6 protein-coding genes are annotated in these 16,637 nt (G+C 74.1%); all 6 read right to left on the reverse strand.

The genetic code is table 11. From position 1 onward, the window contains the following. Nucleotides 1–413 precede the first annotated feature (413 nt). Nucleotides 414–1,472, reverse strand: a complete 1,059-nt coding sequence (locus ACFMQL_RS32815; RefSeq protein ID WP_378788630.1) for an LLM class flavin-dependent oxidoreductase — start codon at nucleotides 1,470–1,472, stop codon at nucleotides 414–416. A gap of 102 nt (nucleotides 1,473–1,574) precedes the next feature. Continuing rightward, on the reverse strand, nucleotides 1,575–2,303 hold the full coding sequence (locus ACFMQL_RS32820) for a Type 1 glutamine amidotransferase-like domain-containing protein (RefSeq protein WP_378788633.1): 729 nt from the start codon (nucleotides 2,301–2,303) through the stop codon (nucleotides 1,575–1,577). Nucleotides 2,304–2,359: 56 nt separating this feature from the next. After that, the gene (locus ACFMQL_RS32825; RefSeq protein WP_378788635.1) at nucleotides 2,360–3,637 is read right to left on the reverse strand and encodes a cytochrome P450; all 1,278 of its coding nucleotides are present in this window, start codon (nucleotides 3,635–3,637) and stop codon (nucleotides 2,360–2,362) included. Nucleotides 3,638–3,691: 54 nt separating this feature from the next. Then, nucleotides 3,692–3,937, reverse strand: coding sequence for an MbtH family protein (locus tag ACFMQL_RS32830; protein ID WP_378788637.1), 246 nt, complete (start codon nucleotides 3,935–3,937; stop codon nucleotides 3,692–3,694). A 21-nt stretch (nucleotides 3,938–3,958) separates the two neighbouring features. Beyond that, nucleotides 3,959–5,653, reverse strand: coding sequence for an ABC transporter ATP-binding protein (locus tag ACFMQL_RS32835; RefSeq protein ID WP_364052067.1), 1,695 nt, complete (start codon nucleotides 5,651–5,653; stop codon nucleotides 3,959–3,961). A gap of 1 nt (nucleotide 5,654) precedes the next feature. Next, nucleotides 5,655–16,565 carry an amino acid adenylation domain-containing protein gene (locus ACFMQL_RS32840; protein WP_378788639.1) on the reverse strand — a complete coding sequence of 3,637 codons (10,911 nt, stop codon included), beginning with the start codon at nucleotides 16,563–16,565 and terminating at the stop codon, nucleotides 5,655–5,657. Between the last annotated feature and the right edge of the window lie 72 nt (nucleotides 16,566–16,637).

Consider the following 16,637-nt stretch of genomic DNA (forward strand, 5'->3'; position numbering starts at 1 on the left):
TGCTCCTTCTGGCCCGGCAGGAACGCGCTCTCCCCGACGTACGTGCGCCCGGTCACCCAGCCCGAGCGCGAGCAGCGTCTCCAGCGGCGGGTGGTAGCCGGTCACCGCCTTGGACGGCGGGCGGCCGAAGGTGAGCGTACGGCCGCAGTTCTCCACCGTGACGAGAAACCCCGCTCCCGAGGCTCGGGGCCGGCAGGCGCCTGCCCGCAGGCGGTCAGCGCCAGCGCCGCCACCAGGACGAGCAGCCTCCTCATGAGCCGGACACCGCCTCGCGGTCGCGGGCTGGGAAGTCGGGGGCGGTGCAACCACAAGGTGCAGGCTGGCGAAGAAACAAGGTGCCGGCCGGCGGAGAAAGAGCCCGGCGGACCAAGGAGAAGCCCGCCGGGCACGTGAAAGCACAGAAGGGGGCGGGGTCAGGCGCGGAGCAGGGGCAGGAGCTGTTCGCCCTGGCGCTTGATCTCCGGCAGGTACGGCGTGTCGGACAGGATGAAGTGCGTGATGCCGAGCGCCTGGTAGCGGCGCAGCGACTTGGCGACGTCCTCAGGCGAGCCCACCAGCCACGTGGTGCCGGCTTCGCCGCCGCCGTACTTGCCGGGCGCGGTGTAGAGGTTGTCGTCGAGCACCTCGCCACGGGCGGCCAGGTCGAGCAGGCGCTGCTGGCCGACGGCGGTGTGCCGGTTGGGGTCGCGGAAGGTGCCGTCCTGCGACATCTTGGCGACCTTGGCCTCGGCGTCGGCCCACGCCTGCTCGGTGGTGTCGCGGACGAACGTGGTCACCCGCAGCCCGAACTCCAGCGGCGGCAGTTCCCTGCCGAGCCGTTCGCTGAGCGTCTTGAGGCGGTCGATGCGCTCGGCGATCCCGTCGAGCGGCTCGCCCCAGAAGAGCTGCACGTCGGCGTCCGTCGCGGCCACCCGCTCGGCCGCCTCGGACGCGCCGCCGAAGTAGAGCCTCGGATGGCGGCGCTCGCCCCTGACGACCGGGCGCGGCCGCACGGTGGAGCCGGTGACCTGGAAGTGCTCGCCGTGGAAGGTGACGTCCTCCTCGGTCCACAGCCGCCGCACGATCTGCAGGAACTCCCTGGTGCGGGCGTAGCGCTGGGCCTGGTCGCCCTCGCTGTCGCCGTACGCGGCGAGGTTGTCCTTGCCGGAGACGATGTTGACGAGCACCCGCCCGCCGGTCAGGTGGTCGAGGGTGGCGGCGGCGGAGGCGAACTTGGCGGGATGCCAGTAGCCGGGCCGCACGGCGATCAGCGGCCGGAACGTCGTCGTGCGCGCGGCCAGCGCCGTGGCGACGGTGAAGGTGTCGGGACGCCCCCAGCCGGTGCCGATGAGCGCCCCCTCCCAGCCGTGCTTCTCCAGCGCCAGGGCATGACTGGTGAGGGTCTCCAGGCTGTTGTGGCCCTCCACGACGTCGTCGCCGCGGTGGCCTGGGTCGTTCTGGTTCGGGATGTACCAGAGGAACTCGGAGCTCATCGGTGCGTCTTCCTGTTCCGGTCGGCGACAATAACCCAGTGTTCGAGTAGGAAAAGCATAAAATATGGATGCGCCGCCACGGAAGCGTCCGAGACGAAACTCTCAGGGCATCCAGAGCCGAGCAGGTATCGCCGTCTCCCGATGGCTTCCGCCCGGCCCCGGCTCGATGAAGCAGGCATGCCGCTCCGGCAGCACGGCCACCGCCTCATGCAAGCGGGTCCCCACATAGTGCAGGGCCACGCCGTCCTCGGTGGCGTATCCGGCGGGCAGCTCGCCCGCGCCCACGGCCCGGCGGAAGCTCGTACGTCTGGGCTGATCGCCGAGGTCGTCGTGCACCCCGTTGGAGAACGGCAGGAACGCCAGGCCGTCGGCGACCACATCCAGCCGGTCGCCGAAGGAGTCGGTCACCCCGCCGAGGTGCCAGCACAGGCTGCCCGCGCTCTGCCCGGCCAGCACCACCCCCGACTCCCAGCACTCGCGCAGGATCTCCTCCAGCCGGTGGGCGCGCCAGACGGCGAGCAGGTTGACCACGCTGCCGCCGGAGACGAAGATCACGTCCTGGGCGCGCAGGTGCGCCCGCACGTCGGGCACGTTCGGCTGGGTGAACAGCGTGAGGTGGGACAGCTCCGCGTCCCCGAACGAGCCGGCCCGCTCGTACCAGCCCGTGATGTGCTCGCGCGAGTCGCCGGTGGCCGTGGCGATGAGGCACACGCGCGGCCTGCGGACGTCCGCCAGCCGCATGGCCTGCCAGATCTGGGCGCCGGGGTGGCGGTAGTCCGCGGGCGGGTACAGCACGCCGGAGCAGACGAGGATCTGCGGTTCTCTGATCATGGGCACCCATGCTCCGCTCGCGCGGCGAGCCAGGCAAGGCAGCGCAAGGCGAAGGGTCAGGCGGGGGCGCGGCGCCCGGCGTGCGGGAAGGGAGAGGCCGGGGACGCCAGGGGTGCGGGGCGGGCGGGGACGAGGATGAAGCCGCTGGCCGGGCGGGCGGGCATCCGGCGCAGGGAGATGGTCAGGTCCTGGCGCGGCACCTCATAGTCGAGCCTGGCCAGGCGGGGCGCGACAGCGCGCAGCAGTGCCATGGTGAGCGCTTCGCCGGGACAGCGGTGGCCGCTGTGCGCGTCGCCGCCGCCCTGAGGGATCAGGTCGTACGGGCCCGGCGCGGCGCCGAGAAAGCGGCGGGGGTCGAACGTGTACGGGTCACGCCAGTACCTCGGGTCGTGGTGCTGGCCGTACACGTCCAGCAGGATCAGCGACCCGCGGGGGATGTGCGTGCCGCGCCAGTCGAGCTCGCGCGCGGCCCGGCCGCCGAGCAGCGGCGCGAACGGGTAGAAGCGCCGCAGCTCGTGCGCGAACGCCTCGGCGAACTCCGGGTCGCCGCCGGCCAGCCGGGCACGATGCTCGGGCCGGCGATGCAGGGCGTGCGCCGCGTACGTGATGAGCCAGGAGACCGCCACGGTCGGCCGCAGCACGTTGAGCAGCTCCACGGCCGCCACGCGCGGGGGCAGCGGCCTGCTGCTGGCGTCGCGGTGCACGGCCACCACCTCGGCGGCGGAGTCGGGCGGCGCCTCCTCGCAGCCGTTGCGCAGGTCGCGGACCAGCCGGTCCAGCCAGGCTTCGCGCCGCCGCCGCGCCTGCCTGGCCCGCCAGTGCCGGGGCCCGGCGGTGCCCAGCCCGTCCACCATCGCGACCAGGTCGGCGGCCAGCTCCGGCAGGTCCTCCTCGTCCACGGCCAGCCCGGTCCACTCGCACACCGCCCTGGTCAGCATCAGGGCGCTCTCGTCGAACAGCACCACCGGCCGCCCCTCCCAGGACGCCACCGCGAGATCCCACTCGGTGGTGACGTGCGCGACGAGCGCGGCCACGGCGGGCCCGCTGAACAGCGAGGTGAACATCGCCTTGCGCACCCGGTGTGCGGCGCCGTCCAGGCCGTGCACCGAACCGTGGCCGAACAGCGTGCTCCTGACCGGGCCGGGCAGCGCCGCCCGCCGCTCCACGTTCTCCTCGTCGTAGAAGAAACGCGCGGCGTCGGGACCGCACAGGCCGGTCGCCCGCCGCCCGAGCACGCGCGTGCGCACCACGTCGCCCGCCGCCCGCCTGCGCAGGTCGGGGAGCCAGGCGTATCCCTTGAGCAACAACATCAGCGTCTGGTCCACAACAGGCATGCGGCGCGTCTGCCCCGACCGGCGGCTCGTAAACAGTCGGGAGATCAGGTCAGGTCACGTGTCCACGTTTCCGGCGCTCCCGGCGCTCCCGGCGCTCCCGGCCCTCTCGGCCAGCGATCGGGGCCGCAGGTCCGTCCAGTGCGTCTCGATGTACTCCAGGCAGGCGGCGCGGGTGGTCTCGGGCAGCACGACGGTCCACCCGGCGGGCACCGGCGCGAACGACGGCCACAGCGAGTGCTGGTTCTCCGGGTTGACCAGCACCAGGAAGCGGCCGTCCGCGTCGTCGAAGGGGTTGGTCATGCTCGTTCCTCTCTAGGTGTTTCACCTGGCGACGGCCAGGCGGTAGGTGTCGTCGCGGGACAGCAGGTCACGGTGGGCGCCCTCGGCGGCGATCACGCCGCCGTCCAGGACGAGGACGCGGTCCGCCGCGTCCAGCAGCGCCGGGCTGCCGGTGATCACCACCGTGGTGCGGCCACGGCGCAGCGCGGCCAGGTTGCGGGCGATGAGCTGCTCGGTGACCGCGTCCACGGCCGTGGTCGGGTCGTGCAGCACGAGGATGGCGGGGTCGGCGGCGAGCGCGCGGGCCAGCGACAGGCGCTGCCGCTGCCCGCCGGACAGGTTCGCGCCGCGGTCGCGTACGGGATGGTCGAGCCCCTCCGGGTGCAGGGCCACGACGTCGGTCAGCATGGACGCCTCCACCGCCGCCGCGACGTCGCGGCCGGTGCCCGACGGGTCGATGTTGCTGCGCAGCGTGCCGGCGAAGATCTCCGCGTCGTACGGGTTCACCAGCAGATGCTCGCGCACCCCGGTGACCGACAGCTCCCGGATGTCCCGGCCGCCGATCCGCACCACGCCCTCGTATGCGCCGGGCGGCACCCGCGCCCCCAAGACGGCGACGAGGTCGGCCGCCGCGCGCTGGTCGTAGGCGGCGATCGCCACGAAGGAACCGGCGGGCACGTGGAACTTCAGCCCGTCGAGCGCCCCAAAGCGCAGGCCGTCCACCTCCAGGTCGCCGTCCGGAGGCGGATGCCCGGAGCCGGGCGCCGCCACCGGCGGCGCGGCCAGCACCAGCGCCATCCGGTCGGCCGACGCCCGCGCGACCGTCACGTACTTGGGCATCTCGGAGAACAGCTTGAGCGGCTCCATGATGAACTGCGCGAGCCCCACCGCCATGACCAGCTCCCCGATGGAGATCTCCCCGGACAGCGCCAGCCAGCCCGCCGTCAGCGTCACGGCGGCGGCGAGCAGGGTGTTGAGCGCGAGCGCGGTCCCGGCGTACGCGCCTGCGGCCTTGGCGACGGTGACCGCCTGGTCGCGGGCGTGCGCGCTGACCTTCCGGTACGACAGGAACGCCGCGTGCCCGCCGCCGAAGCCGTGCAGCGGGCGCAGGCCGCTGATCAGGTCGGCGACCTTCGCGCCCGCCCGCGCCACCCTGGCCTGCTGCTCGCGGGTGCCGGCGCCGATGCGCCGCGACAGCACGCTGAGCGCCGACAGGATGGCCGCCGTGCCGGCGATCACCAGCAGGCCGAGCGGCATGCTGGCCATGCCCAGCGCCACCGCCGCCACCACGACCGCGACCAGCGAGCTGATCAGCAGCGGCACCACCTCGATGATGTCGGCGGTCTGGTCGGCGTCCTCGGTGGCGATGGTCAGCACCTCGCCGGACTTGAGCCCGGTGTCCCTGGCGACCGGCTGCAGCGCGCAGGAGGCGATCCTGACCCGCCAGCGGTGCGCCTCGGTCGTGTTGGCCTTCTGCAGGATGCGCATCCCGAACCGCCACGACAGCGACACCGTCGTGACGATCACGGCGAGCGCCGCGATCGACAGGGCCAGCGAGCCCAGGCTGCGCTCCTGCAGCGTGTGCTCGACGATGAGGCCGAGCGCGATGGGGAAGGCGGTCTCGGCCGCCTGGTACATCCCCATGAGCAGGGTGCCCGCCGTCATCGCGCGCGCGTTGCGGCGCAGCGCGGCGCGCAGCACGTCGGAGCCCGTGCGCACAGGAGTCTCTTCGGTCATGTCAGGAGTGCTCATCGATGTGGCGGGCCAGCGCTTGCGGGGTTCTCAGGGTGAACAGGTCGCGTACGGTGACGACCGGGCCGAACTCGCGGCGCAGCAGACCTGCCAGCCGCAGCGCGAGCATGGAGTGCCCGCCCATGGCCAGGAAGTCGCTCACCGCGCTCACCTCGTCGTCGTCCAGGTCGAGCGTCTCGGCGAACAGCGCGCACACCACCGCCTCGGTCTCGGTCGCGGGCCCCCGCTCGCCCGCGGAGGTCAGCGCGCCGAGCGGCTTGGCCTCGGGCAGCGCCCTGGTGTCGGCCTTGCCGTTCACGGTCAGCGGGATCGCGGGGACCTGCGCGTAGTGGGTGGGCCGCAGGTAGTCGGGCAGCGCGGCGCACACCTCGGCGGCGACCGAGGTGAGGTCCGCGCCGTCCAGCACGAGGTAGGCGGCCAGCCGGTACGCCCCGTCAACCCCCGGGTCGGGCTGCGCCACCGCCGCGGCGAACCGCACCGCCGGATGCGCCGCGAACGCCGCCTCCACCTCGCCCGGCTCCACCCGGTGTCCCCGGATCTTGACCTGCTGGTCGGTGCGGCCCAGGTAGGCGAGGTTGCCGTCGGGCCGCCGCAGCACGAGGTCGCCGGTGCGGTACATCCGCTCGCCCGGCTCGCCGAACGGGCAGGCCACGAACCGGTGCGCGGTCTGCCCGCTCTGCCCGAGGTAGCCGCGCGCGATGCCGATGCCCGAGACGTACAGCTCGCCGGGCACCCCGTCGGGCACCGGGCGCAGCCACGGGTCCAGCACGTACACGTCGGTGTTGTCGATCGGCACGCCCACCACCGGGTCGGCGCATTCGAACGTGCCCACGCCGAGCGTGTTGATCGTGTACTCGGTGGGCCCGTACAGGTTGTAGCCGCACGTGCCCTCGGTCTCGGCGAGCCGCGACCACAGGCCGGGCGTCACCGCCTCGCCGCCGAGCAGCACCAGCGCGGGCCGCCGCGCCGGGTCGTCGAGCAGCCCCTCGGCCAGCAGCTGCTGGGCGTAGGTGGGGGTGACGTTGATGACGTCGATGCCGTGCTCCAGGCAGTACGCGACCAGCCGGGGCGCGTCCCTGCGCAGCTCCTCGTCGCAGATGTGCACCTCGTGGCCGTCGGCGAGCCACAGCAGCTCCTCCCACGACATGTCGAACGCGAACGACACCGTGTGCGCGATTCTGAACACCCGGTGCCCGTGCTCGGCCAGCACCGGCTCGAAGATGCGGCGCTGGTGGTTGAGCAGCATGTTCGTCAGCCCGGCGTACTCCGTCACCACGCCCTTCGGCCGCCCGGTCGAGCCGGAGGTGTAGATGACGTACGCGGGGTGCCGCAGCCGGTCGGGGTCGCCGGGCGCGAACGTCACGTACGGCTCCGCCTCCGGCAGCGGCCGGTCCAGCTCGATCAGCTCCGCGGCGGTGCCGCGCAGGCGGGACGCGACCGCGCTCACCGTGAGGACGACGTCGGGGCGGGCGTCGGCGACGATCGCGGCGATCCGCTCGTCCGGGTGGTCCAGCTCCAGCGGCACGTACGCGGCCCCCGTCCGCAGCACGGCGAACAGCGCCACGATCGAGTCGAGCGAGCGCGGGACGGCCAGCGCGACGGTCCGCTCGGGGCCGATGCCGCGCCGGGCGAGCACCCCGGCCACCGCCCTGCTGCGCTCCTTGAGCTGCTCGAACGTCATCGACGCGCCGCCCGCGACGAGCGCCGTCCGGTGCGGGGAACGCTCGGCCGCCCGGTCGAACAGGTCCACCACGGTCTCGGTGCCGACGTCCGTACGCGGGCCCGGCACCGGCGTCGGGCCCAGGCCGGGCAGGGCCGCGACCGGGCCGCCGGCGCGGGCCAGCTCGTCGAGCAGGAGCAGGTAGTCGTCCAGGAGCCGCTCGGCGCGCGCGGTGTCGCCGTCGCGGTACTCCAGCTTCACCGTCAGCCGCTCGCCCGGCGTGACCACCCAGGTGAACGGGTAGTGCGTGGAGTCGTCGGCGCGCACCTCGACGATGCCGTGCCGGGCGTTGATCTCCTCCAGCGCGTCCAGGTCGAGGAAGTTCTGCAGCACGAAGAGGTTGTCGAACAGCGTGTCGTGGCCGGTGTCGCGCTGGATGTCGCCCAGCCCCAGGTGCTCGTGCTCCATCGCGGCGGCCCTGGCCGCCTGCACCTCCGCCAGATAGTCGCCTACGGTGCCGGCCGGGCGGGGCCGCGTCCACATCGGGACGGTGTTGAGCAGCACGCCCACCATGCCGTCCAGGCCCGGGAACTGCTGCCCGTCGCGGCCGGAGACGGTGACGCCGAAGACCGCGTCCGAGCGGCCGGTGTGCGCGCCGAGCAGCAGGCCGAACGCGCCGGTCAGCACCGTGTTGAGGGTGACGCCGTGCGTCCGCGCCGCCGCGCGCAGCCGCTCCGACCGCTCGGCGGACAGCGTCCGTACGAGCGCCTGCGGCAGCCCGTCGCGCAGCTTCGGCGCGGGACCCGCGAGCAGCGTCGGCCCGGGCAGGCCGGCGAGCTGCTCGGCCCAGAACCGCCTGGCCGGCGCGGGGTCGCGGGCGGCGAGCGCGCGGGCGTACTCCTCGAAGCCCGGCGTCGCGGGAGCCGGGTCGAGCAGCAGGCCGGCGAGCACCGCCTCGTAGGCGGCGAACAGGTCGCGCAGCACGATCTCGCGCGACCAGCCGTCCCACAGCAGCAGGTGGTAGCTGAGCAGCAGCACGTCCCCGCCGCCCGGGCGGCGCAGCACGGTCATCCTGATCAGCGGCGGATCTTCAAGGTCGAAGCCGGTGGCCCGGTCGCGGGTGCGCAACTCCTCGGCCTCGGCGTCCGACGCCACCTCCACGGTCCGCACCTCCACCCGGCGGCCCGCCGCCAGCACCTGGACGGGCACGCCGTCCGCGCCGGTGGTGAACCCGGCCCCGACGCCGGGATGCCGGGCGATCACGTACGCCATCGCGTCGGCCAGCGCCTCGGGGTCCAGGCGGCGGTCGAAGGTGAAGCAGCTCTGCGCCACGTAGTGCCCGGAGGGGCCGGAGAGCTGCGCCTGGTAGAACAGGCCCTGCTGCAGCGGGGTCACCGGCGCGGTCCGCTCGGCCGCCGCCGCGGCCCGCGCGACCTCGCCGACCGCGTCCCGCCAGTGCTCGGCCAGCTCGTCCGGTACGCCCTCGGCCAGCGCGAACGTGGCACGCAGCGCCCCGGTGCCCGCCTCCAGCCAGGCGTCCGCCTCGACCGCGTAATGGCAAGGCGCGTCCCCCGTGACCTCCACCGCCTGGGACTCGCTGCCCTGGCCGAGGTAGTTGAAGAGCACCTGCGGCCGCCCGGTCAGCAGCGGGGCCGTCTGCGGGTTGAGGTAGCGGAGCCGCCCGTAGGCGAGGTGCGCGTGCTCGTCCGGCTGCCGCTCGGCCAGCTCGCGCGCCGCCGCCACCGGGTCGGTGTGCGGGGCCAGCCGGACGGGCGCGATCGAGGTGAACCAGCCGACCGTGCGCGTGTAGTCGTGGTGCGGCAGCACCGGGACCCGGCCGTGCCGTTCCAGGTCGATCGCCAGATCATCCGGTACGTCCTGGACGCGGGTCAGCGCGGCCCGCAGCGCCCCGCACAGCAGCTCGGTCACGCCGACGCCGAGCGCGGCGGGCGCGTCCCGCGTGACGGCCGCGCTGACCTCCGGCGCGACCTCCACCGTCACCGTCCGCCGCCCCCCGGGCGTGCCGGGCAGCAGCGGGGGCGCGTCCAGGGTGGTGAGCCAGCGGCCGAGAGAACCGGTGCCGTGGGCGGCGGTGGCGGCCAGGGCGTCGGCGTAGTCCGCGTACGGCGTCGTCTCCGGCGGCAGGCCGGCGCCCCTCAGCGCGGCGGCCAGGTCGTCGAGCAGCACCAGCCAGGAGACCGCGTCCACGGCGAGGTGGTGCGCGGTGACGACGAGTGTCCGGCACGCCTCCAGCCAGGTGAACGCGACCATCTTTCCGGACTCGGGATCCAGCCGCCCGGCCGCCTCGTCCGCCGCCGCCTTCGCGTCGGTCCCGGCCGCCCGGACGACGGCGACGGGCCTCGGCGGCTCGGTGCACGGCGTCCACACGCCGTGCTCGATCCGCAGCCGCAGCCGCAGCGCCGGGTGGGCGGCGACGACCGCGTTCGCGGCCCGCTCGACGTCCGCCAAGCCCGCCTCGTCCGGTACTGCCAGCGTTCTGGCCTGCGCGAACCTGGCCGGCGAGCCGCCCAGCTCGCGCTGCCGCAGCATGATCGGGGTCGGCGCGAACGGCCCGTCCGCACGGGCGGCGGGCATGGCGGGCGCGACGGGCTGGGGCGCCGGTTCGGCGGGCACGTCCAGGTGCTCGGCGAGCGCGCGCGGCGTCTTGAACAGGAACACCTCGCGCGGTGTGACCGGCAGCCCGAGCGCCCTCGCCCGGTTGACCAGGGCTATGGCCACGATGCTGTCGCCCCCGGCGCGGAAGAAATCGGTGTCGGCGTCCACCTCGACACCCGGCAGCGTCTCGGCGAACACCCCGACCAGCGCACTCACGACGGCTTCGACGCCCGGCGCGGGTGAGGGGTGAGAGGAGGCGGCGTCCGCTTGTCCGGCGGTGCGGGCGGCCAGGGCGGCGCGGTCCAGCTTGCCGTTGACGGTCAGCGGCAGCGCGTCGATCGGCAGCATCAGCCCCGGCACCATGTACGCGGGCAGCCGCGCCCCCAGCAGGCCGGCCCAGTCGTCCGGCACCCGGCCGGCCACGTGCGCCACGAGATGGTCACCGGACGGAGCGACGGTGACGGCCACGTCCACGACCCCGTCCAGGTCCCGGATGGCCGACTCGACCTCGCCGAGCTCGATCCTGAACCCCTTGAGCTGCACCTGGTCGTCGGCCCGCCCGACGAACTCCAGCTCCCCGTCCAGCGTCCGCCGCGCCAGGTCGCCCGTGTGGTACATCCTGGACCCGTCACCGGCAAAGGGATCCGCCACGAACCGCGACGCGGTCAGCCCGCGCCGCCCCAGGTAGCCGAGCGCGAGCTGCGCACCCGCCACGTAAACGGCGCCTGCCCGGCCGGGCGGCACCGGCCGCAGCAGCTCATCCAGCAGGTACGTGACCAGGCCGGGGATCGCCCGCCCGATCGGCGACACGGCGGAGCCCGCGAAGTCCTCGTCGGTCAGCACCCGGTGGGTGACATGCACGGTGGTCTCGGTGATGCCGTACATGTTGACCAGTTCGGGCGCGCGCGTGCCGTACCGCCCGACCCAGCCGCGCAGCCGTCCGAGGTCCAGCGCCTCGCCGCCGAAGATCACCAGCCGCAGCGACTCCATGCGCTGATCGGCGTGCCGGTCGGCCTCGGCGAGCTGGTAGAACGCGGAGGGTGTCTGGTTCAGCACGGTCACCCCGCGCTCGCGCACCAGGCGGTGGAAGTCGGTGGGGGAGCGGGTGAGCGCGTACTCCGGCACCAGCAGCTCACCGCCGTGCGCCAGCGCGCCCCACAGCTCCCACACCGCGAAGTCGAACGACGCCGAGTGGAACTGCACCCACACGTCATCCGGTCCGAACCGCATGTCCGGCCATGTGCCGGCGAGCAGCGACAGAACGGCGGAGTGCGGCACCACCACGCCCTTGGGCCGGCCGGTCGAGCCGGAGGTGTAGATCACGTACGCGGGGTCGTGCGCGGCGACACGCGGCCTGGAGGGGTCGAGCGGCAGGTCGTCGTCCTGGACGAGCACGGGCACCCGCCCGCCGGCCAGCCGCGCCATGCGGTCGCGCCGCTCCCGGTCCGCGAGCACCACCTTGGGCGCGGAGTCGGCCAGCAGGTACGCCAGCCGCTCGTCCGGGTACGCCGGGTCGAGCGGCACGTACGCGCCGCCCGCCGTGACGGCCGCGATGATCGCGACGACCTGTTCGAGCGAGCGCGGCATCGCGACCGCCACCCGGTCGCCGGGCCCCACCCCGGCCGCGCGCAGCGCCGAGGCCAGCCGCTCCTTGGCCTCCCGCACCTCCCGGTACGTCATCGACCGGGTGCCGCCGTCCAGCGCGCACTGGGTGACGGCCACGGTATCGGGGTGCCGCGCGGCGGCGGCGTCGAACAGCCCGCCGAGCGTGATGTGCTCACCGCCATGTGCGGGCAGGGCCGGTGCGGGCTCGCTGACGGGGCCGTCCGGCCGGGTGAGCAACCGGACGAGCGTGCGGGTGAACGTGCCCAGGATGTGCCGCGCGCCCCGCTCCCGCAGCAGCGCGCCGTCGTAGATGAGGGTGAAGCGCGGCCCGCCGCCGGGCTCCCGCGCCACGACCAGGGTCAGCGGATAGTGCGGCGCGCCCTCGTTCACGACCTCGGTGATGATCAGATCGTCGCCGGGCCTGCGCAGGCTCGCCACGTCGGTGGCGACGTCGAACACCACGAGCGTGTCGAACAGCGGCCCGCCGCCCGCCGCCCGCCCGATCGCGGTGAGCGAGACGTGCTGGTGGCCGCGCACCGCGCTCTGGTGCGCGCGCACGGACTCCAGCAGCTCGCCCGCCGTGGTAGCGGCGTCCCACCGCGCGCGCACGGGGATCGTGTTGATCAGCAACCCCACCATGTCCTGGACGCCGGGGACGTCCACCTCCCGCCCGGACACCGTGGAGCCGAACACCACGTCCGTGCGCTGCAGGATGCCGCCCAGCGTGGCGGCCCACGCGCTGTGCACGGCCACGCTCAGCGGCACCCCCGCCGCCCGAGCGGCCTCGTCGATGTCGGCGTCCGGGATCTCGGTGACGTCGGCGTACCGGTCCGACGGGGTGTGACCCTCGGCCACCAGCGAGGGGCCCGCCAGCCCGTCGAGCTGCTCGCGCCAGACCCGCTCGCTCCCGGCGTCGTCCCGCCCGGCCAGCTCCCGTACGTACGCGGCGAAGCCGTCGTCCGCGTACCCGCTGCCCGGCCGGTGGTATTCGTCCAGCAGCGCCCGCAGCATCACCGGCACCGACCAGCCGTCGGCGACGATGTGGTGCACGGTCTGCACCAGGACGTGCCGGCCGGGGCTCCGGCGGATGAGCGTGTACCGCATGAGCGGCCCCGTCGCGAGGTCGAACCCGGCGCGCCGGTCCCGCTCGGCGAGGTCACGCAGCTCCTCGTCGGTGATGCCGGGCCGGTCCAGCGTGGAGAACGGCGCGCGCACGCCGTCCTCCAGCACCGAGACGACGCGGCCGTCGGCGAGCGCCACGAACCGCGCCGCCAGGTTCGGATAGAGCGCGAGCAGCCTCGTGGCCGCCGCGGCGAGCCGGTCGGCGTCCACCGGGCCGTCCAGGGTGATGATCTGCTGCTCGACGTAGCCGCCCGCCGATTCGCCGTCGAAGACCGAGTGGAAGTACAGGCCCTCCTGCAGCGGGGTCAGCGGGAGGATGTCGCGCAGCGCGGGGCCGTCGAGGGCGTCCACGTCGGCCTGGGTGAGGACGAGCGGCAGGAAGTCGCTGGGGGAGTGGCCGCCGTCTTGGAGCGCGGCCAGCGACTCGAGCGCCTGCCGGTAGTAGCCGGCCAGCGCCTCGATGTCGGCGCCGGTGAAGACTCCTTCGGGCCAGGAGATCGTGGTGACCAGCTCGTACGCGCCCGTCGGCCCCGGCTCGGCGATGGCGTTGAACTCCAGGGGGCGCGGCAGCCGCATCCCCGGGTCGCGCCGCTCGCCGAGCTGCCCCGTCGCGACCGCGAGCCGCCAGTCCGCCCGCGTGCCCGCCTCGTACCTGCCGAGATAGTTGAACAGCACCTGCGGCGCGGGCGCGTCGAACGCGACGCCGCGCAGGTGGCGCAGCACGCCGTAGGCGAGGCCGTTGCCCGGCACCCCGGCCAGGTCCTCCTTGACCCGCTTCAGCGCCGCCGCCAGGTATGCGGGGTCGGTGAAGTCGTCCGCCGCGCCCGGGTCCACGGTCACCGGGAACAACGTGGTGAACCAGCCCACGGTCCGCGACAGCTCGGGCTCGAACCCGGCCGACGCGGCGACGAACCGTCCCTCGCGGCCGTGCCCCTCCAGCTCGACGTGCGCGAACGTCTGCTCCTGCCCCAGGTCGCGGCGGCGGCGGGCGAGCGCGACGGCCAGCGCGGTCAGCAGCACGTCGTTGACCTTCGCGTGGAACCTCGCGGGCAGGTCGCCCAGCAGCGCGGCGGTCACCTCAGGGCCGACGGTGACGACGTGCGTGCGCTCGCGGGCCACGGTGTCCGACGCCTCCAGCGGCCGCCTGCCCAGCGGCAGGTCCGCGCCGGGAAGCGGGCGGGCGAAGTACGCGCGGCCGGCCGCGAAGTCCGCCGACTCCAGCACCTGCGTCCAGCGCCGGAACGACGTGCCCGCGGGCGGCAGCGCGATCGGCTCCCCGCAGGAGAGCCGCCGCCAGGCGGTGGCCAGGTCGTCCATGAGGATGCGCCACGAGACGCCGTCGATCACCACGTGGTGCGCGGCCAGCACGAGCTGCCGCTCCGCCCGCCGCCACACGGCGCGCAGCATCACGCCCCCATCCGGGTCCAGCGCCGACACGGCCCGGTCCACGCACTCATCAAGGCTCCGGTCGCTCTCCTCCCAGAGCGCGCCGCCTTGGTGAGCAGCGGCGGCGGGGACGTCGAAGCCCCAGCGCTCGCCGCGCACCAGCCGCGCCCGCAGCATGGGGTGCCGGTCGAGCAGGGCGGCGAGCATCGCATCGAGCGCCTCGCCGGTCAGCCCGTCCGGCGTGTTGAGCACCACCGACTGCGCGAACCCGCCGATCGCGTCCGTCGTCTCGCCGAGCCACCGCAGGATCGGCGACCCGGTGATCGGCCCGGTGGCGACGTCGGAGGGGTCGGCGGCGGCGTCCTCCCGCTGGGCCACCGCCGCGAGCGCGCCCAGCGTGGGGGAGGCGAAGACCTGCGCCGCCGTGATGTGCAGGCCCCGCTCGCGCAGCGCGCTGATCAGCGAGATCGCGAGGATGCTGTCGCCGCCGAGCCGGAAGAAGTTGCGGTCCACGCCGACCGCGCCGGCCGCGCCGGTCTCGTCCAGGCCGAGCACGGACGCGACGGCCGCGCACACCGCGCGCTCCTCCTCGGTGGCGGGCGCGACGACCCGCTCGGCCCGCGGCTCGGGGTCGGGCAGCGCGCGCCGGTCCAGCTTGCCGTTGGGGGTGAGCGGGAACGCGTCCATGACGACGACGTGAGCGGGCACCATGTACTCGACCATGTGCCCGGCGGCCCACTCCAGGACGTCCTCAGGCCGCAGGTCCTCGTGGCCGGCCGCCGGGATCACGTACCCCACCAGGTAGGTGCCGCCCGATGCGTGCTTCTTGGCGGCCACGCACGTGTGCCGCACGCCCGGGTGCTCGGCGAGTGCGACCTCGACGTCCTCCAGCTCCAGCCGCATGCCGCGGATCTTCACCTGGTTGTCGGCGCGGCCGAGGAAGTCCAGCGACCCGTCGGGGGCGAACCTGGCGAGGTCGCCGGTCCGGTACAGGCGGGAGCCGTCGGAGGCGAACGGGTTGGCCACGAACCGGGAGGCGGTCAGGCCGGGCGCGTTGACGTAGCCGCGGCCCAGCAGGAAACCGCCGGCGTACAGCTCGCCGCCCACCCCGACGGGCACCGGGCGCAGCTCGTCGTCCAGCACGTACAGGCAGGTGTTGGGGTTGGCCTTGCCGATCGAGGTGGACAGGCGCTCGGCTTCGCCCCGGTAGATGACGTGCGAGACGCCGATCGTCGCCTCCGCCGGGCCGTAACCGTGGTAGAGGGGGATGCCGAGACGGGTGCGGAACCGCTCGTACAGCTCGGGGGTGAGCACCTCGCCGCCGCACCACACGTGCCGCAGGCTGTCCAGGCGACCCGAGTCGCCGGCCATCTCCAGCAGCACGTCCAGCATCGACGACACCAGGTACGTGAACGTCACCCGCTGCTCGGCGATCACGCTGAGCAGGTGGTGGGGGTCGCGCTCGCCGCCGGGCCGCAGCACCACCAGCCTGCCGCCGCAGACCAGCGGCAGGAAGATCTCGTTGATCGAGATGTCGAACGACAGCGGCGCCTTGAACAGCGAGGCGTCGTCGGGCCCGAAGCCGAGGATCTCCTGCGACTGCCACAGCAGCCGCTCGCTGATCGCCTCATGCCGGATCATCGCGCCCTTGGGCCGCCCGGTGGAGCCGGAGGTGAAGATCACGTACGCCAGCGCGGGCCCCGGCACGGTCACCCCGGTCTCGGTGGCCGGGTAGCAGCCGTAGCCCCAGGCGTCGAGGTCCACGGCCACCGCGTCCGGCTCTGCGGGGTCGTGCTCGCCGGTGCGGTCGAGCTGCGCGACGAGCCCGGCGTCGGCGATGACCTGGGCGCGGCGCTCGGCCGGCCAGTGCGGGTCGAGCGGCACGAACGCGCCGCCCGCCATGAGCACCGCCAGCAGCCCGATCACCATCTCGGCCGAGCGTTCCAGCGAGATGCCGACGGTCTGCTCGGCGGCCAGCCCGCGCTCGATGAGGTGGTGGGCGAGCTGGTGGGCCAGCTCGGCGGTCTCGCGGTAGGTGAGCGTGCGGCGCTCGTCCACGATGGCGACGGCGTCGGGACGGGTGCGTACCTGTTCGTGGAAGAGCTCCACGATGGTCGGCCTGACCCGGTCGGCGCGGGTGTCGTTCCATCGGGCGAGCTGGGCGAGCCGGATCTCGATGCTCGACGGGGCGATGGTGCCGATGGGCCGGTCGGGGAAGTCGGCCAGGTCGTCCAGCGCGAGCTGGGCGTCGGCGAGATCGACGCCCTCCGGGACGGCGATGCCGAGGCCGTCTGCCCGCCAGCGCTCCGGTGCGCGGCCGCCGCCCGCCGCCCAGGCCAGCACGTCGGCGAACGGCGTGCCGGGCGTGAGCGCGAGCCCGTCGATGCCGTCCGGCCCGTCCGCCCAGTACGCCAGCCCGATCGCACAGGCCTCCAGCAGAACCCCGTCGGGATGGTCGCCGGCCCGGCGGCGCAGGCCGGCCAGCCGTTCGGGAGAGAGGGAGACCACACGAGTGCTTGGTCGAAGCATGAAGACCTCAGCCGCCCCTTCAGACGTTCGTAAGTAAGGTAAGCCTAACCT

The sequence above is a fragment of the Nonomuraea fastidiosa genome, from assembly GCF_042751225.1.
Taxonomy (GTDB): Bacteria; Actinomycetota; Actinomycetes; order Streptosporangiales; family Streptosporangiaceae; genus Nonomuraea; species Nonomuraea fastidiosa.